General features: G+C 62.9%; 18 protein-coding genes and 1 tRNA gene. 10 read left to right on the top strand and 9 right to left on the bottom strand.

Annotation, left to right across the window (positions count from 1 at the left end; translation table 11 throughout):
• Positions 1–70: 70 nt before the first annotated feature.
• The gene (gene trmD / locus METY_RS01460) at positions 71–790 is read right to left on the bottom strand and encodes a tRNA (guanosine(37)-N1)-methyltransferase TrmD (protein ID WP_103119613.1); all 720 of its coding nucleotides are present in this window, start codon (positions 788–790) and stop codon (positions 71–73) included.
• Positions 791–943: 153 nt separating this feature from the next.
• Between trmD and METY_RS01455 the strand changes: the two genes are divergently transcribed.
• Both METY_RS01455 and ppa read left to right on the top strand, forming a co-directional pair.
• Positions 944–1,450, top strand: a complete 507-nt coding sequence (locus METY_RS01455; protein WP_020187863.1) for a GNAT family N-acetyltransferase — start codon at positions 944–946, stop codon at positions 1,448–1,450.
• A 116-nt stretch (positions 1,451–1,566) separates the two neighbouring features.
• On the top strand, positions 1,567–2,100 hold the full coding sequence (gene ppa / locus METY_RS01450; protein ID WP_103119612.1) for an inorganic diphosphatase: 534 nt from the start codon (positions 1,567–1,569) through the stop codon (positions 2,098–2,100).
• A gap of 29 nt (positions 2,101–2,129) precedes the next feature.
• Here the strand turns inward: ppa and METY_RS01445 are convergent, their stop codons facing one another.
• Positions 2,130–2,450, bottom strand: coding sequence for a DUF167 family protein (locus tag METY_RS01445; RefSeq protein ID WP_200819568.1), 321 nt, complete (start codon positions 2,448–2,450; stop codon positions 2,130–2,132).
• On the bottom strand, positions 2,447–2,737 hold the full coding sequence (locus tag METY_RS01440; protein ID WP_103119610.1) for a YggT family protein: 291 nt from the start codon (positions 2,735–2,737) through the stop codon (positions 2,447–2,449). The genes METY_RS01445 and METY_RS01440 overlap by 4 nt, the downstream gene beginning before the upstream one ends.
• A 179-nt stretch (positions 2,738–2,916) precedes the next feature.
• Here METY_RS01440 and METY_RS01435 point away from each other — a divergent pair.
• Both METY_RS01435 and METY_RS01430 read left to right on the top strand, forming a co-directional pair.
• Positions 2,917–2,992: transfer RNA gene (locus tag METY_RS01435), tRNA-Ala, on the top strand.
• A gap of 103 nt (positions 2,993–3,095) precedes the next feature.
• On the top strand, positions 3,096–4,769 hold the full coding sequence (locus METY_RS01430; RefSeq protein WP_160147284.1) for a site-specific integrase: 1,674 nt from the start codon (positions 3,096–3,098) through the stop codon (positions 4,767–4,769).
• Between the two features lie 375 nt (positions 4,770–5,144).
• Here METY_RS01430 and METY_RS21720 read toward each other — a convergent pair whose 3' ends face one another.
• Positions 5,145–5,414, bottom strand: a complete 270-nt coding sequence (locus tag METY_RS21720) for a helix-turn-helix domain-containing protein (RefSeq protein WP_160147283.1) — start codon at positions 5,412–5,414, stop codon at positions 5,145–5,147.
• A 74-nt stretch (positions 5,415–5,488) separates the two neighbouring features.
• Positions 5,489–5,686 (bottom strand): helix-turn-helix domain-containing protein, encoded by a 198-nt coding sequence (locus METY_RS01420; RefSeq protein ID WP_444849063.1) that lies wholly within the window; start codon positions 5,684–5,686, stop codon positions 5,489–5,491.
• Between METY_RS01420 and METY_RS21715 the strand changes: the two genes are divergently transcribed.
• The 5 genes from METY_RS21715 (at position 5,591) to METY_RS01395 (ending at position 11,510) form a co-directional block, all read left to right on the top strand.
• Positions 5,591–5,797, top strand: coding sequence for a hypothetical protein (locus METY_RS21715; protein ID WP_444849064.1), 207 nt, complete (start codon positions 5,591–5,593; stop codon positions 5,795–5,797). The genes METY_RS01420 and METY_RS21715 overlap by 96 nt on opposite strands.
• Positions 5,798–6,101: 304 nt before the next feature.
• Positions 6,102–6,896, top strand: a complete 795-nt coding sequence (locus METY_RS01415; RefSeq protein ID WP_346433146.1) for a recombinase family protein — start codon at positions 6,102–6,104, stop codon at positions 6,894–6,896.
• Positions 6,897–7,283: 387 nt separating this feature from the next.
• On the top strand, positions 7,284–8,462 hold the full coding sequence (locus METY_RS21710) for a DNA cytosine methyltransferase (protein ID WP_103119605.1): 1,179 nt from the start codon (positions 7,284–7,286) through the stop codon (positions 8,460–8,462).
• Positions 8,434–9,318, top strand: a complete 885-nt coding sequence (locus METY_RS01405) for a XamI family restriction endonuclease (protein WP_103119604.1) — start codon at positions 8,434–8,436, stop codon at positions 9,316–9,318. Before METY_RS21710 ends, METY_RS01405 begins: the two co-directional genes overlap by 29 nt.
• A 635-nt stretch (positions 9,319–9,953) precedes the next feature.
• Positions 9,954–11,510 (top strand): polysaccharide pyruvyl transferase family protein, encoded by a 1,557-nt coding sequence (locus METY_RS01395; protein ID WP_103119602.1) that lies wholly within the window; start codon positions 9,954–9,956, stop codon positions 11,508–11,510.
• Between the two features lie 52 nt (positions 11,511–11,562).
• On the opposite strand, the gene METY_RS01390 is transcribed toward METY_RS01395, so the two are convergent.
• The 3 genes from METY_RS01390 to METY_RS01380 form a co-directional block, all read right to left on the bottom strand.
• A complete protein-coding gene (locus METY_RS01390; RefSeq protein ID WP_160147282.1) occupies positions 11,563–12,831 on the bottom strand; it encodes a polysaccharide pyruvyl transferase family protein in 1,269 nt (422 codons plus the stop codon).
• A 247-nt stretch (positions 12,832–13,078) separates the two neighbouring features.
• The gene (locus tag METY_RS01385; protein ID WP_103119600.1) at positions 13,079–14,155 is read right to left on the bottom strand and encodes a hypothetical protein; all 1,077 of its coding nucleotides are present in this window, start codon (positions 14,153–14,155) and stop codon (positions 13,079–13,081) included.
• A 45-nt stretch (positions 14,156–14,200) separates the two neighbouring features.
• Entirely contained in the window at positions 14,201–14,719 is a 519-nt protein-coding gene (locus METY_RS01380; RefSeq protein ID WP_103119599.1) for a MarR family winged helix-turn-helix transcriptional regulator, read from the bottom strand.
• A 327-nt stretch (positions 14,720–15,046) separates the two neighbouring features.
• On the opposite strand from METY_RS01380, the gene METY_RS01375 reads away from it, so the two are divergent.
• Positions 15,047–16,156 carry a GGDEF domain-containing protein gene (locus METY_RS01375; RefSeq protein ID WP_103119598.1) on the top strand — a complete coding sequence of 370 codons (1,110 nt, stop codon included), beginning with the start codon at positions 15,047–15,049 and terminating at the stop codon, positions 16,154–16,156.
• 18 nt (positions 16,157–16,174) lie between these two features.
• Here the strand turns inward: METY_RS01375 and METY_RS01370 are convergent, their stop codons facing one another.
• Positions 16,175–16,501 carry an MliC family protein gene (locus METY_RS01370; RefSeq protein ID WP_160147281.1) on the bottom strand — a complete coding sequence of 109 codons (327 nt, stop codon included), beginning with the start codon at positions 16,499–16,501 and terminating at the stop codon, positions 16,175–16,177.
• Positions 16,502–16,542: the final 41 nt, after the last annotated feature.

Genomic DNA, 16,542 nt, shown 5'->3' with positions numbered 1-16,542 from the left:
GTCGTCTCCGCGTCTCTCGCATCGCGAGGCGCACGAGAAGTTTCAGGGAATCTCGTGAGTGGCCGGTCTACTACTCGACTTTATCGGGCTTGTCGACGCCCCCTGTCGTGCGTGCGACATATTTCGCCCAGAGGTCGGGTCGTCGCTTGCGCGTGTCCGCGCGCGCGCGGAGCTTCCGCCAGCGTTCCACCGCTTTATGATCGCCTGACAATAATGCGTCGGGAATCATGCGGCCTTCGAACGCGCGGGGCCGGGTGTAGTGCGGGTGCTCCAGCAGATCGCCCTCAAAACTCTCGTCGTCGCCCGAAGCCGCGTCGCCCATCACGCCTGGGAGCAGGCGGACGCAGGCGTCCAGCAGCAGCAGCGCGGCCGCCTCGCCGCCCGACAGCACCACGTCGCCCACCGCGATCTCCTCCAGCGCCCGGCTTTCGATCACGCGCTGGTCGACGCCTTCGAAGCGCCCGCAGAGCAGCACCGCCCCCGGTCCCGCCGCGAGTCGGCGGACGCGGGCCTGAGTGAGCGGCGCCCCGCGGGGCGTGAGCAGGATGCGCGGGCGATCGTCCCCGGGAAGCGCGTCGAGCGCCTCGCCGACGACGTCGGCCCGCAGAACCATCCCTGGGCCGCCCCCGGCCGGCGTCGCGTCGACCGAGCGGTGGCGGTCGTGCGCGTGGTCGCGGATGTCGCGCGCGTCCAGCGACCAGGCCCCGCCCAGCGCGCGGCCGGCGAGCGCATGGCCGAGATGACCCGGGAACATGGCGGGGTAGAGGGTGAGGACGGTCGCGCGCCACATCGGCTGGACGGACGCTCCATGGCGATCCGGGAAGGGGTTGAACGCCTCCTATCGCCCGCCCGGCCCCCGGCGTCCACCGCGCTGGGCGCCGCGCAGCGCGAAGACGCCATTCACCCCTTGTCCGGCGCGATGAACGGGGCTTACTCTCAAGGGGTGAGCACCGTCGCGATCGAGATCCGACCTGCGCGTGCGGCCGACGCCCCGGCCATCGCGAACGTGCACGACCAAGCGTGGCGCAACGCCTACCGCGGCCTCATTCCCGGCCGGGAGCTCGAGCGGATGATCGAGCGGCGCGGACCCGCCTGGTGGACCTCGGCCCTCAAGCGCGGCACGCGAGTCAGCCTCCTCATGTTCGGCGGCGAGGCGGTGGGCTACGCCAGCTCGGGCCGCAACCGCGCCTCCATGCTCGCGGTCGGCGGCGAGATCTACGAGCTCTACATGAAGCCGGAGTACCAAGGCGTCGGCCTGGGCAGACGGCTGTTCGCGGCGGCGCGTGGCGATCTTGCCGCCCGGGGGCTCTCCGGCGCCGCGACCTGGTCGCTCGCAGCCAACGACCCCGCCTGCGCCTTCTACGCGCGCCTCGGCGGCAAGCTCTCCGCCCGCGGGGTCGAGACCTTCGGCGACGTCACGCTCGAGAAGTTCGCCTTCGTCTGGCGCTAGGTCCCGACCGTTCCGGCTTTCCCAAGCGGCGTCGGCCGGCGCGCTTGCGCCGCGGCGGGCCGCTCCGCTATTCAAGCGCGACCCTCGCCCGCGACACCCAAGGACGACACGACGCCATGCGCATCGACGCCATCTCGATCGGGAACAACCCGCCCTTCGACGTCAACGTGATCATCGAGGTGCCGATCGGCGGCGAGCCGATCAAGTACGAGCTCGACAAGGAGTCGGGCACGCTGGTCGTCGACCGCTTCCTCTACACCTCGATGCGCTATCCCGGAAACTACGGCTTCATCCCGCACACTCTGTCGGACGACGGCGATCCGATCGACGTGCTGGTGGCGAACACCCGCGCCATCGTGCCGGGCGCCGTGATCAGCTGCCGCCCGGTCGGCGTCTTCAAGATGGAGGACGAGAAGGGCCTCGACGAGAAGATCATCGCCGTCCCGACGCCGAAGCTCACCCGGCGCTATGAGAAGGTCGAGAACTACTCCGACCTGCCGGGCATCACGCTCGACCAGATCAGCCACTTCTTCGAGCACTACAAGGATCTCGAAGGCGACAAGTGGGTGAAGGCGCTGGGCTGGGGCGGCGCGGAAGAAGCGCGCCAGATGATCCTCGACGCCATCGAGCGCGCCAAGGCCGCGAAGTAACGGCCCGACTTCTCCGGCGGCCCCGCCCGTCAGGCCGCGCCCGCCGCGGCCCGGAGCCGCGCCTCGAGCGCGGCCGGGTCGCCGTCTATCTCGAAGGTCTTGATCCGGCTCGTCGCGCCTGCGGTCTGCGTGACGGACGAGCGGGCCACGCCCGCGGCCTTCGCCAGCAGCGCGCGCAACGCCGCGTTGGCCTCGCCGTCCTGAGGGGCGGCCCGCACCCGAGCGGCGAGCGCCGCCGTCCCATCGGACAGAAGCTCCACTCCGTCGATCGCGTCGCGGCCGCCGCGCGGCGTCAGCCGCGCGCGCACATGGAGCTTGGCCTCGCCGGCGCGGAACGGCGTCGCGCTCAGTAGACGCTCGGGTAGAGGTAGAGGACGATCACCCGCTGGATGAAGAAGATGATCAGCAGCAGGATGATGGGCGAGATGTCGATTCCGCCCATGCTGGGCAGCATGTTTCGGATCGGCCTGAGAACAGGCTCCGTGATCCGGATCAGGAAGTCCCAGATCGCGGCGATCACCGAATTCCGGGTGTTCACGACGTTGAACGCCACGAGCCAGGACAGGATCGCCATGGCGATCAGCAGCCACGTGTAGAGCTGCAGGGCGAGCAGAACGACGTCGAGAACAGCGCGCATCCGGCGGTCGATCCTAAGGTCCGGGGAAGACGATCGAGTGATAGCGGCGACGGACCGGCCCGACAAGGCGCGCGCCCTGCGGAGCCGCGGGCCGCTTCTGCCAAGGCCCGCCGCCGACGGCGGGCCGGTCGCTTGACAGAGTCCGGGACGGCCTCGTATATGGCGCGCCTTCGGGATGCGGGGCCGTAGCTCAGATGGGAGAGCGCTGCAATCGCACTGCAGAGGTCAGGGGTTCGATTCCCCTCGGCTCCACCACCGCTCCCGAAAATCGCTCAATTCTGAACGGTTTTATCGCTTAAGAATGCCGTTTCTGCTAGATTGGGTCCACTCCACGGGTCCACCGAGCGCAGAATCATCCATGGCCTCACGCTACCCCAGGCTCTTCAAACGATACGGAAATTGGTACTTTCGAGCCAAGGTTCCTGAGGCTCTTCGCCCGCTCCTCAACCGGGTTGAATATCGCTTCAGTCTGAGAACCTCCGACTACGCTGAAGCTAAACGGCTCGCGGCCTCCTACAGTCAGCGAATCGATGGCGAGATCGCGAAGGCGCGCCGCCAGTTCGAAAACAAGCCATTCTCTCCGCTTACCGTCGCGCACGCCGACTACCTCGCCCTAGAGTGGTTCCATAGCGTCGAAAAACGGTCCATCGAGGACCGAGCGGGCTATGTGAATATCACTCCGGGAGAATTCGAGCTGCAACTGCAGCAGGACATCTACCGTTTTGGGGACGCCACGGATGACGTCACGACACAGACGGTCCAATCCGTCATCGGAGAATTAGCCAGAGCAAATGGCTTGACCGTGAAGATGGACAGTCCCGCTTTTAGACGGCTGTCCGACCTAATCGGAAGAGGTCTGAGAGAAAATGCCTTGCGTCAGTTAAAACGACTCAAGGCCGATTACAGCTCGAACGGATCAGATGAGTTCTATGTATCTACAAAAGGTGATTATGATCTAACGCAGATGATTCCAGTTAATGTCAGAAATCTAATCAAAAAATATAATGAACACCGTACTGATAATGTCGCGCCAAAGACAATCCTAAAGAGGCGATCGCAAATTGAATTAATTGAGGAATTGATTGGACCGGACACTTTAGTGGCGAACATATCCCGCGATAATGTTCGTCAATTTCGTAATACGCTCAGCACCCTTCCGCCAAACGCTCGAAAGAGGTTTCCCGCGATGTCGTTGAAGGAAGCTGCCGCGTTGGCGCGGACTCAAAGCATGATGCCGATGAGTGCCGTGAGTGCAAATATCTACTTATCCGCATTGTCACATCTTCTTGAATTTGCGGTCGAGGAAAGACTGATCGGATCAAATCCCGCCACGAACATACGTATCAAGGATGCGTCGTTTGCTGCAGATGATGCGAGGCACGCATTTACGATCGAACAGTTAGTGCGCATATTTAATGCTCCAATCTATACCGGCTGCATCGACGATGGGGGTGGATACAATAAGGTTGGAAAAAGCCGGCCTCGTCGCGGTCGTTTCTGGATCCCGCTCATCGCTTTGTTCTCAGGCCTTCGGCTCCAAGAAATTTGCCAGCTGAACGTGGCTGACATCGCTGAGCTTAGTGGGGCTCTCGTAATAAAGGTATCAGCGGAGGGAAATCGGCGGGTAAAAACAGAGGCTGGTATAAGATACGTTCCTATACACCCGGAGTTGGTGAGGATTGGTCTTATCAAATACGTTGCAAACGTTTGCGGCGACGAAGGTAGACTATTTCCCGAGATCACTGAGGCTAAAACTGGATATTACAGCGATAATTTTAGCAAGTGGTTCGGCAATTTTCTCCAATCGGTGGGGGCAAAAACCCCAAAAACATCCTTCCACAGCTTTCGACATAATTTCCGGGATGCACTGCGTGAGGCAGACATATCGCCCGAGCGGGTGCGCGCTCTCGGCGGATGGTCAAGCGGAAAGACCGAGGACAACTACGGCCAGGGCCACAAGCCACGCACGCTCGCCGAAGAGATTACAAAAGTGAGGTTTGACGGTTTGGACCTATCCGGTCTTCACGTCTGACGTCGTAGGCGTTGCTAGGTAGGGTGGGGGCGTGCCGTAAAGGCCGTCAGGCGGGGGGTTAGAGGCACCGCCAGAGCCCAACTTGGAAAAAGTGAGGATCTCATACCTGTAACCCGCGAATGCCGAAATTGCGCCCTCCCTCCGCTTCCGCGGAAACGCGGCACCAAACCACTGCAAGTGCGATTGTCGCGACGAGGCGTTCCCGCCTCGGCACGTATTACGAAACAGTGTATTCGCTTCGCGAACACACCGTGTTTCGTAATACCGCGATAGCTGTATTCATTCTTTCACGCCTTAGATACCGCATATTATGTAATACCTCCCCTCGCGGGCGCGCGGTATAATGTATAATTTCAATATACTGTCGATTATAATCTACTTCTGCCTCGTGAATTGCTTAGGACGAGAAATCCTAGCCGCGCCCGGTCTCCGAATCGGGGGGAGTGACAGAAGCTTGTTAGCTGACACTCCTAGTGCTTGAGCAAGCTTCTCTACCGTCTCAAGTCCCGGATTTGCGCTGCCCGTGAGGATTTTTCCAATCAACCCACGGTCGACATCCGCAACTCGCGAAAGTGCGGCTTGCGAAATGTTCTTTTCTCGCAGGATTCTCGCGAGATTATACGATAGTTGGGACCGTAAACTCACGAGAACGCAGGTTCCATACGGGATAAGGTATCACCCCTCGCGGCCTTTGCGCGGCTTGCAAACGTTTGCACGAGCTACCGCTGGCCTCGCGGTTTTCTTCCCGGCTTCAAACGTGGGGCGGGATCAGCTAGCGGGTCTGGCTCTTGAAGAAGCTCTGAGACGTGGACCCCGAGGACATGGCTGAGCCGATCCAACAGGCCAATCGTTGGATTTTCCGTGCCCCGCTCCAGGCGGCCTACGTACGAAACATCGATTTTCGCGTCGATTCCCAAGGCTTCCTGCGAGATGCCAAGAGACACCCGCAGCCGCCGCAAATTCCAGGCAACAAGAGCCGCTCCATCCATCGGCGCAAGCGACCAGCTTGCGAGGACGAAAACCAATGACTATAGACCTGGTATATCGGACATGTCCCGTTGGGCTCCTGGAGGTGTCGTTATGCAGATCGTCTGGCTCGTGATCGCGTTGGGGCTTTTGATGATGGCCTCGTCGTGTGGCAAGAGATCGAGCACGCCTCAGTCGACGTCGGCACCACACGTCAGCCGGGAAGGCGGACCAGCGCAGACAGCCGATAAGAATTTGCCTTACGCCTGCCGGTCGGCCACCTATGATAGACAGCTATGCGGGGAACAACGTCGAGGTAACGAAGAAATGGGGCGTTATCTCAATCGGTAAAGTTATTTGTCAGCGATGGCTCGGGCGCTCGATCTAGAATTGTTTGGACCTCGCATACGTTTTACATTCTTAGCAACGTTCGTTGCTAGCAATGTGAAGGTTAAAATGCCGATAGATCGCTTTATTGCGTACTACAGAGTTAGTACCGTTCGGCAAGGACGGTCAGGTTTGGGCTTAGAAGCGCAGCGAGAGGCTGTGTGCCGTTATCTTAGGGATCCCCAAAACCTACTAGCTGGTAGTTACGTCGAGGTTGAAAGTGGAACCCGAGCGGATCGACCGCAGCTTCGTCTTGCGCTAGCCGCCTGTCGCCTTCATCGCGCAAGACTAGTCATCGCGAAGCTTGACCGGTTGGCGCGAAGCGTCGCGTTCGTATCCAACCTCATGGAGAGTGGCGTTGAGTTTCAAGCTTGCGATTTTCCTCAAGCTAATCGTCTCACAATTCATATTCTCGCAGCAGTCGCTGAGCACGAAGCCAAAATGATCTCGGAGCGCACTCAAGCAGCGCTAGCAGCCGCAAAAACGCGGGGAGCTGTCTTGGGCGGATTTCGGGGGCGAATAGCCACGGACAGCGACCGTGAGAAGGGACGTAGCACCCGCTCGCGCAATGCGGACCTCTTTGCCGCAGATCTGGCACCGACCATTAATGCGATGGGCTTCAGCGCAAGCTCAAGTGCGGTGGCATGCAAGCTTAATGAGATGGGCGTAACCACTCGGCGAGGGCTAAAATGGTCTCCGACACAAGCCCAACGGCTCATGGTCCGCATAGCGAAGTTAGATACGAATTATTTATTGCAAAATAAACAGTGGTAGGAGACCGGAGTGCGCCTCGACGCGATAACGCTCCCTATAAAGCTGTAATACCAGAGTAATACGAGAGACATAGATTATTTGCCATTGATGTATGCGACTAAGGCCGACGCGTGTGCTCATTTTGGTACTTGTTATTGAAAACGGAGCTAGGCGGCTGCCCCCTCCCTCTCTCCGATGTGACCAAAATTTCAGCCTATTTTTGCGAGAGTCATCGGGTCGGGTACCCTAAAAAGGCCATGTGAACTATGCACCGCGGCGAGTTCTCAAAAGCGAGCCGGCGCGTGCAGGGGCTTGCAAGAAATTTTGGACGGGAGTGGCCGCCTGCCCCCTATCAATCCGTAGCCAAATCGCATTAGAAAGTTCGCGTTCTGTTCGGGAGCGCAGGCTGTGGCGTACACATCAATTGACCTGTTTGCTGGTGCTGGCGGCCTCTCGGCGAGCTTGGAAGAGGCCGGTTGGCGAACATTAGCGGCCGTCGAGATTGATCGTGATGCGGTTCAAACGCTACGAAGCAATCGCGCAGCTGGCCGCCTGAGAGGTTGCAACGTCGTTCACGCTGATATCCGCGACGTCAGAGGGGGCGACCTGCTACCCGAAGGGACGCGTCTGGACCTATTAGCGGGGGGGCCGCCATGTCAGCCATTTAGTTCCGCCGGGCGAATGAAAGGGCTGGACGATCCGCGTGGGCAGCTTTTTAAAGAGTTCGTTCGGATCGCCGCAGAAACCCGGCCAAGATTTATTTTGTTTGAGAATGTCGCTGGTCTTGTAACAGCTAAGGGCGCGCACGGGGATGTCGGCGGTATTCTACGGGAAATACAGTCGGAGTTTGAAAATTTAGGTTATGCGTGCCGGTTTGACTTGCTTAACGCGGCCGATTTCGGAGCCGCTCAGCGACGTGTCCGACTGTACATGATCGCGGCGTACAAAGAGACGCCCCCTCACTTCCCGCTCCCAAGTCATTGTCGCGACGGTAGCCAAAGCCTTTCGCCATGGCGAACGCTTGGTCAATTTCTAGCGGCCCAGCGAGCTCCCGACGCTGCCGACGTCGTTCGGCCGAAAGGTCGCCGCGTAGCAGAGCTTATGGCTCTGAAACCAGGCACGGGCCTTCGGTCGGTCGGGCTCGTTGAGGCCAATCGACCCAGCGGCCATTGGGGCTACCGACAGGATTGTTTTGTTGCCGATTTGACGGTTCCCAGTCGGACAATACGAGCGGCTTCGACACCGGATTGGCTGCGAACTAGTCAAGCAGATCTACGACGGCTGACATGGAGGGAGTGCGCGGGCCTGCAGGGATTTCCAACAGATTGGGTTTTTGACGGACGGTCCTTAGCTTCGCGGTTCCGGCAAATTGGCAACGCTGTTCAGGGCGATATCGGCAGAGCGATCGGGCGGGAGCTATTCGCCGCAGCCCACTCGGTTGGCCGTGGCAACGGAAAATCGGTTGGTTGGCCCTCTTGTTTCAGCAAGCGAGTTCGTTACACCGAAATGGAGGAAATCACGAACGGTGCCCATCGCAGGGCCGCACGCGAGAAGCTGAATGGCAAATCCGCTGAGATGGTCGGATGAGGAGCTGAAGACCGATAGAGATTTAGCGGAGCTACGCTTTATAGCGGAACGTCAAAACGAAGGCCCTGCTGCGTATCATGGCACATGGGACATCGTAGAGCCGCAGATTCGCGCGGCTCTGTCTGCCACGGAGGATCTTACAAAGATCGAAGGGCAGGACCTATTGTCGAGAAAGGGGCTGTGGCAGATCCTTCGTTACATGTGCGCGCCGCGGATTAGTGAAGAAGACCTTTGGACGTTAGTGGGCAAAAAATTTAAGAATGTACCTAAGAACTATGCGGAAAAGTCAGCGCAGGTAATTTCGGATCTCGTCGATTTGAAACGGTTTCCTTGGGTTCTCGCTGGGCGGATACCTTCCACGGAAGAAAGAGACGCGGCCGTAATGGCGACGGCGACCCTGCTCGCCCACGAGCGGCTTGGTACGAGCCGGCGGGGAGGGGCATCTAAAAAGCAAGAGGACGCGGTGTCGGAGGCTCTTGTCCTCGCCGAACTGACTATCGACGCTTCGAGAAGACCACTTGCTGCGCTCGACGGATTGGCACGAGCGCACTTCTCCCGGGAGCGAAAGGTTGGGTCGGCAAAATGCGACATTCCTATTCGCCTAAAAGACGGTCGGCTTCTTGCCTTGGAATGCAAAGTATCCAATGGTCCAAAGAATAGTTGGAAGCGATTGCAGCGCGAGGTTGGTGGTAAGGCGGAAACTTGGAGGAACGCGTACGGTTCACAAGTTGTAACGGGTGCCCTTCTCGCCGGCGTCTATGATCTAAAATGCTTATCTGACGCGCAAAATAATCAAAATGTAGCGTTATTTTGGCAGCATGACTTAAAACCTTTGATCCAATTCGTTCTCGATTAATATCATTACCTGCGAATTTATGTAAATTATGTATTCGGCATGTGGATGCGTTCGCATAAATAGTAAACACCATGTAGCATAGTGGCAACAAGACTCCCAATAAAATACCAAAGCAGGAAAAGAGCCAATATGTCAAAAGAGACCTGAATTTGCCCCCCTTGCACGACATCAAGTAGGTCCACTATGTAGGTCCACCGTGATATTCACCCATGCCTAAAAAGCACGGAAAATCAGTGATCTATCACAGCGCGGTGAGTCTCCCCTCGGCTCCACCAGCCTCCCGAACGTAAGCCCCAATGCTGAGCGCGTTTTCGCCTGACGAGCCCTGTGGTTCTGCAAGCCGGCGGCAGCGTCACGCTGATCACCGAAGCGCTCGGGCGCGGAACGCTCGTCAGCGTCGTCCGTCCGACCTCCGACCCTCCGCAGATAAAGCGCCGCGCCCCGCAGGCGGAGGCGCTGGCGCCCGCGCGGCGTCTCTGGAGAGGCTCGGGCGGACGGAGCCGCCCGGACGGCGCGCCGGACGCCACGACATAGCAAAAGGGCTTCCGGGGCGGGCGGGTTTGCGGCTACACACCCAAGGTGAGCCGGTCGCTGCGTGTCGGCGTGCGCCCGCTGCGTGCGGACGAGGAGTACCGATGGCGGAAGGACTTGAGGCGCAGGCGCGGTTCGCAAGCCGGTTCGTGCGACGCGGGCTGAACGTGCTGGACCTCGGCGGCGAGCGGGCGGCGATCGAGGCGCATCTGAAGCCAAGTTCCTGGGACGGTCGCGACGTCGTCGCGCTCGAATCCGAGACGCCACGATCCAACTTCGCGCGTCTTGAACTGCCGGCGGCGGACCTGATCACGGCGCTGGGGGTGTTCGGCTCCGTCCGCGACGACAAGGGGCTGCTGCGGCGATTGGCCAAGGCGCGCATCCCCGTGCTCGCTTCCACGCCGGCGCCGCGCAGCGGCGACAACGTCGGGCGTTCGGCTGCGGTGGCGGCCTTCGAGAACGCCGCCACCGCGGCCGGCTTCGACGTGTTCTGGCGCTTCTTCCAGGCTGACAGCGCGCTGTACCTGCTGGTCCCGAAAGGCATGGACGGCGCCGCCGTCTCCGACGTGGGCTATCGCAGCGCAGCCGACGTGGTCACCCTGGCGTCGCCCGACGATCGCCCGGCGCTTCTGGTCGCGGGCTTCTTCGGCCGCGGCAACTGCGGCGACGAAGCGCTGTTCCAGGTGATCTACGAGGAGTTTTCGCGCGACTACGACGTGATCGTGAGCCTCGACGAGCACGGCGCCGCCGAGGGCTACTGGAACTGGTACCCCTACGAGCGCTGCAAGCGGATCCATCAGGGCAACCTGGCCGATCCGGCCCGGACCGCGCGCGCCATGATCGTCGGCGGGGGTGGGTTGCCGATCGGTTTCGTGGCGGATCAGGTCATCGCCGCGCGCTCGGCCGGCATTCCCATCGCGTTCGCCGGCACCGACCTGCCGGCGAGCCGGTTTCACCGCGGGCCCGCCGCGGACGCGGCTCTGCAGAGCTACATCAGGCTGTTCAACGTCGTCGCGCTGCGCTCGGCCGCCGCGGTCGAGCAGGCCCGCCTCGCCAAACGGCAGGTGACCTACGGCGCCGATTGGGCTCTGCGTCTCGTCACAGACAAGGCGACGGACGTCACGACGAACGAGCGGCGCGCGCTCGTGACATTGCGCGAGTTTCCGCTGCAGGTCGTGTCGTATCAGTATGTGCGCGAGGTGGAGCGGCTGATCGGCGAGCTGGCGGCGAACGGCTATGAGCCGACGCTGATGCCGTTTTGCGCGGAAGACGACAAGTTCGCCGCTGACCTCGGTCTTGATCGCCTAGCGCCGAGCGAGAGGCACTGGTGGAACTCGCGCCGGGTGAAGCAGTTCATCGCCTCAAGCGGCCTGATGATCAGCGTCGGCCGCCTCCATCCGACCATCTTCGCGGCCACCACGCGCACGCCGGTGATGCAGATCTGTCCGCCGCTGGTCGAAGACCAGGATCCCGCCTCCTTCGCCAAGATCGCCGCTATGGCGGCCGAACTGGACATCGACTACGTGCCGGACATCGACGCCGCGATGGCCGTCATCTCGGGCGGCCGCGCCCGGCCTTCGGGCAAGATCGCGTTGCGCGACGGTCAGAAACGCCTTGAGACGATGATTTCGACGATCCGCCGCGCCTTCGACCGCGGGTAAACGGCACGGCGCGCGTTAGGCGCGCCGCCCTATCGAGGGCTCCTGTGCGAGATCAGGCGGCGTCGGAGCGTTTGGCGACGTCCCCGCCCTTGGCGGCCTGCTTCTCTTCCTTCGCCCGGATGCGCTCCCGGCGCTTGGCTTCGCGCTTTGCCTCGCGCGCGGCCGCCCGGTCCGGGGAGTCCGATCCCTTGGCCCGCTTCGGGAGCGGCGCGCCGGCCGGAGCCGCGGCCCCCGCGAACGAGGGAACCGCCGCGGCCCCGGCGCGCCAGCTCTTGTCCACGTCGGCGTCCCCGCGCGCCGTCTTCAGCACCAGATCGAACTGCTGCTTCAGGCGCTCGTAGTAATCCGGCGCGAAGTCGATCACCTTGACGCGGCTGTTAAAGTCGTCGCCATACTCCGCGATCATGTCGTCGACGGAGTAGTAGAACGGCAGGCCGACCTCCTCGCAGAAGAACACGTTCTTCCGGTTCAGGATGTGCTTGCCTTCGACCATGATCTTGGGGTCGATCGCAAGCGTCGGGACCTGCGAGGTCATCGACATGATCAGCGTGTGCAGACGACCGACGCTGACGACGACGTCGGCCGCGCCGATCAGGCCCTTCACCTGGCGAGGGTCATGCCAGCAGACCTCGGTGTTGTCCGCGTTCGCCGTGGGGAAGAACTTCATGAAGCGCTGGTCGTCCGGCGCGAAGGGCAGGTAGCGGACCTTGTGGCCCTGGCGCTCTAGATAGGCGTGCAGGCGATTGACGGCGTCGATGTGCTCCTGGTCCGGCGTGCCGAAGTTGCGCAGGGTGACCAACGCTCCGCCGCGCTTGTGCGCCGGCGGCTCGATCGCCTTCAGGCCGAGCGCCCAGTCCGCGCCGTGGTGCACGCCGACGCCGGCCTTTCGCAGGTTGAAGATCGATTTGGTGGTCCGGACGGAAAACAGGTCGAGCCGGTTGTAGATGTCGAAGCGGATGTGGTCGCGGCCCAGCGCGGACTTCACCGAGGAGTCGACGCCCGTGATCATCGTCCGCTTCTGCGCGTCGAGGGCGGACATCAGGAACTGCCCGGAAAAACCGAACGGCAGAGAGCCGCCGCCGATGTGCAGCGCGGCGACGTCCGAGCCATAGACGCGCGGCACGTCGTCGTAATTGATGATCTCGCACTGGTTGTACGGCTCCCAGCTCTGGAAGCCTTCGCACGCGTTCTTATGTTCGATCGGCACGATGACGTGGAAGTCGTCCTTCAGCAGATCGTGCTGCACATGGAGGAAGGCCTCGTCGCCGGCGTTGCCGCGGGCGAAAAATCCTAGCAGCACGACGGAAGGCTTACTCGACATCGACATCTCCTTGGTTCCGCGGCCTGGCTCCCGACGGTCCGCCGAGGCGCGTCCCGCCCTGCGGTCACTCCGGCAGGTCCCGCCGCCGCGCTCGGGCCGGGAGACTACAGCAGGCTCCTCCCCGCCGCCACACCGGGCATAGCGGGTGCGCCGAAGCTTTCGAAGAGCGGTTTGCCGGTCCCAAATGGAAGCGCCGGGCAGCACGCCCGATCATCCCCTGCACGCATGACGTGCGGCCGGGGACGCATCATGTCTTCGGCGCTCCCAGTCGGCTCCACCAGTCCCGGCGGTCGCCGGCCCGCGGGATAGCGACGAGAATGCGCTGCCGGGGCCCATAGTCGATCAGCCGCTCAAGCGCGAAGCCGCTCGCGATCAGCCTCTGGATCAGCTCGACGGTGGTCCAGTCGTTCCGCCAGTCCGTCAACTGGGCGTCGCCGGCGTCGCGACGGCGGAGTTCGCCAACGTTGTAGCTCAGCAGAAACGGCTTCCCCGCCGCGGAGACCGTCCGGAACTGGCGCTCGGGATCCACGACGTACTCGAACACGCCGAGGGCGATCACCAGATCGGCGGCCGCCAGCGCGTCGGTCGGCAGGTCGTCATGGTTCATGTCCACCACGAGGGTCCGTTCGTCGTGCGCCATGCGGTCGAGCGGCGCATATGCCCGCATTCGCAGGTGACGCTCGATGAACATCTTCCCGCAGCCGAGATCGAGCACCGCCAGATCGTCCGGAATAAGCGACGCGACGACGACCGAGCGGTCCTCCCATTTGGGCGACGAGCGCCACACGACGGCGCCGTCGCGCATGGTGTCGTCCGCGAGCATGCGCTCGCCACGCTTGCGGCGGCGTTTGACGAACCTCTGACCGTCCTGGCTGCGCCACCACGCCGCATTGGTGATTTCGCCGCTCGGCAGCAACAGGAAACTGGTAAGGCCCTCTGCGGGGATGGCGGCCGCCGTCGCGCGAAAGCCGAGCGCCGCAGCGCCTGAGGCGATCCCGGGGTCATCCTGCTCGACGGGGCTTGGGGTCGTAAAGGTGACGATGGTCGGCAGCCCGGCCGCCGCGAGCGTTTGCAGCGTTTCGCCGGCTTGATCGAAACCCGCAATGGGCTCGCGGAGGACGCAGACGCCGAGGTCCGGTTGCGCTGCGAGCGCTTCCTCAGCGGAAAATGAGCTCGGCGTCCGGCGGATGGCGGCCCGGCCGGCGGCCAGCCGTCCGCCGAGCGCGATGTCGATATCGCCCGTCACCACGAGGAGGGCGCCCTCGGGAGGCATCAGCGCGCTGAGCGCATCGTCGATCGTTCGGGGATCGATTGGCTGGCCCATCGCGGCCTCCGTCTCCTTATGGCGCGCAGCGTTTCGCCTGCCGAGTCAGTTGGCCTTCTTGTCCCTCTTCGCTCTCAGCCCCAATCCTTCGGCGAAGCTGCGGTCGAGCCGCACCAGCGCGCGCCGGGCGATCGCCACGTGGCGAAGCTCGCGGGGGTCGAGATGCACGTCGAGCGCCTCGCCTTGCGCGGCGACCGCCTCAAGCGCCGCGCGGCCGGTTTCGGTCAGCGTCAGAAGCCTCGCCCTCGGCGTTTCTTCCGAACTCGCTTTCTGGATCAGCCCCCGCGCGCGGAAGTCGTCGGAGATTTGTTGGAAGCGCTGGCGAGACTGGCCGACCTCCCGTGCGATCGCCGCCGCCTTCCGCCCCGGGGAGGCCGCGATCGCATTCAACACGCAGTAGTCCTCGAAGGTCAGGCCGTGCGCTTTCAGCGCCTCCATCTCCGAGAGATGCGTGGCGATGGCCTTGATCGCGAGCGCGATGTCGACGACGGACTCGAAGAGATTGGCCGTTTCCGCAGCCGTCATGTCGTCGGAATCGGTGGTCTGCACGGCGGCGTCGGTCATCAAAGTCTTTCTGGCGTTGCCCGAAAGCGAACATCTAGGGCGAAGCCGGCCGCGGCGTCGAACGGTTTCGCGCGTGCGCCCTGCGCGGATAGGCCAAGCGCGTCAGATCTTTATATCAGCCTGCGAGAAGAGGAACGTCCGGAACGGCGCCATGGCGCGGCTGCAGCTCGGAGCCGCAATCTCAGGCGAACGCCTACAGCTTAGGCTTGAGCGCGGCCGGAATCATGGTCATGGAAGCTTTCCATAGTTAATGGCCGGCAAATCCCGGCGACCGGTTTTGGCGGCATGGGACCCAAAGGCCTCTTCAGTCTCCCGCGATGGCGGGTCATGCGCTGGCTAACCGAAGCCGGGCAGGACGTGCCGCCCGAGATCCGTCGGGCGTTGATCGCCAGCCTGCACGGCACGCTGCCGATCTTCGCGGGCGGGGTGTTCAACAGCATCCTGATCGCCGGGATCGTAGCGGCGCGGCTGGGACAGCCTCTGTTGATCGCGTGGTTCGTGGCGGAGATCGTGATCGGCGTCGCGCGCCTCGCCGTGCTTGTGATCTCGTTCCGGCGCGCCGGAGCCGGGCAGGGGACGCCCACCGACGTCTATCTCCTGCTGTCGGTGGTCTGGGCGGCGAGCGTCGGCTACGGGGCGGCGGTCTGCGTGCTGAGCGGGGATTGGGTTTCCGCGACGATCGCCTGCATGTCCGCGGCGGCGATGGTCGGCGGCATCTGCTTCCGGAATTTCGCGGCCCCGCGCCTCGTCGCGCTGATGATCGCGCTTAGCCTTGGGCCGATCTGCCTGGCGGCGCCCTTCTCCGGCGAGCCGGCGATGTTGGCGGCGCTGGTGCAGATCCCGTTTTACCTCATCAGCATGCGGCTCGCCGCCTATCGGCTGAACGGCCTTCTGGTCAACACCATGGAGGCCGAGCGTGAGAACGATCGCCGCGCACGGCACGACGCGCTGACGGGCCTTTCGAACCGGGATGGCCTGACGCAGGCGGTCGACGCGGTCAGCCGAGGCGAGCGCCATCAGTTGGCGCTGCTTTATCTCGACCTCGACGGTTTCAAGGCCGTGAACGACACCTACGGCCACGCCACTGGAGATCGGCTGCTGAAGGCGGCCGCGGCGCGGCTCAAGGGCCTGCTCCGCGCCGGCGACGTCGCCGCCCGGATCGGAGGCGACGAGTTCGTCATCATCGCCCGCGACGTCGAGCGGGCGCAGGCGCCGGCCTTCGGCGAGCGGCTGATCCGCGAGGTCGGCGCGCCCTACGATCTCGGGGACGGAATGGCGGTCACCATCGGCGTGAGCGTCGGAGTCGCGCTGACGCCCCATCATGGCGAAGAGCTGCCGGAATTGCTGCAGGTCGCCGACGCCGCGCTGTATCAGGCCAAGCTCGCGGGCAAATCGCGCTGCGTGATCGCGACCGACCGGGGGCTCGACTGCGTCTGATCCGCGCGCCCCACGCCGTCATGTGGCGAGACATGCGGTCGCCGGGCTTCCTTTCGCCGTCCATGTGGCCGTGTCGCCCCGGCTCCAGAGTTCGAATCCATCGGCCGCGTAACGCGCGCCGGACGCCGCGCCGAGGCGCGACAGCAGAGCCTTCTCGCCGTCGACCATGGTGACGTCCGCCGCGTCGGCCTTGAATCGCACCGAGAGGAACGAGCCGTCGTTGCAGGCGTAGCGCACGGGATCGACCGGTTCGGCGAGGGGCGCCCGGAGCCGGGGCGCCTCCGTCGAGCATCCCGAACCGGCCACGGCCGCGAGGGCGACCAAAGCCTTAGCGAAGCGACGCATCGCAAACTCCCTGCCGCGTACGCGGGCCGCAGCCCGATTCG

The organism is Methylopila sp. Yamaguchi (assembly GCF_002897035.1).
GTDB lineage: Bacteria > Pseudomonadota > Alphaproteobacteria > Rhizobiales > Methylopilaceae > Methylopila.
The sequence above is the reverse complement of the archived record's forward strand: the minus strand, read 5'-3'. Positions and strand labels throughout refer to the sequence as shown.

What these genes read in the sequence shown, in the direction of transcription:
- METY_RS21715 (WP_444849064.1), top strand. Translation starts at nt 5,591, where the DNA reads ATGGCTGAGCCGATCCAACAGGCCAATCGTTGGATTTTCCGTGCCCCG.
- METY_RS01405 (WP_103119604.1), top strand. Translation starts at nt 8,434, where the DNA reads ATGGCAAATCCGCTGAGATGGTCGGATGAGGAGCTGAAGACCGATAGA.
- METY_RS01385 (WP_103119600.1), bottom strand. Translation starts at nt 14,155, where the DNA reads ATGGGCCAGCCAATCGATCCCCGAACGATCGACGATGCGCTCAGCGCG.
- METY_RS01395 (WP_103119602.1), top strand. Translation starts at nt 9,954, where the DNA reads ATGGCGGAAGGACTTGAGGCGCAGGCGCGGTTCGCAAGCCGGTTCGTG.
- METY_RS01380 (WP_103119599.1), bottom strand. Translation starts at nt 14,719, where the DNA reads ATGACCGACGCCGCCGTGCAGACCACCGATTCCGACGACATGACGGCT.
- METY_RS01415 (WP_346433146.1), top strand. Translation starts at nt 6,102, where the DNA reads ATGGCTCGGGCGCTCGATCTAGAATTGTTTGGACCTCGCATACGTTTT.
- METY_RS01390 (WP_160147282.1), bottom strand. Translation starts at nt 12,831, where the DNA reads ATGTCGAGTAAGCCTTCCGTCGTGCTGCTAGGATTTTTCGCCCGCGGC.
- ppa (WP_103119612.1), top strand. Translation starts at nt 1,567, where the DNA reads ATGCGCATCGACGCCATCTCGATCGGGAACAACCCGCCCTTCGACGTC.
- METY_RS01440 (WP_103119610.1), bottom strand. Translation starts at nt 2,737, where the DNA reads ATGCGCGCTGTTCTCGACGTCGTTCTGCTCGCCCTGCAGCTCTACACG.
- trmD (WP_103119613.1), bottom strand. Translation starts at nt 790, where the DNA reads ATGTGGCGCGCGACCGTCCTCACCCTCTACCCCGCCATGTTCCCGGGT.
- METY_RS01370 (WP_160147281.1), bottom strand. Translation starts at nt 16,501, where the DNA reads ATGCGTCGCTTCGCTAAGGCTTTGGTCGCCCTCGCGGCCGTGGCCGGT.
- METY_RS01430 (WP_160147284.1), top strand. Translation starts at nt 3,096, where the DNA reads ATGGCCTCACGCTACCCCAGGCTCTTCAAACGATACGGAAATTGGTAC.
- METY_RS01375 (WP_103119598.1), top strand. Translation starts at nt 15,047, where the DNA reads ATGCGCTGGCTAACCGAAGCCGGGCAGGACGTGCCGCCCGAGATCCGT.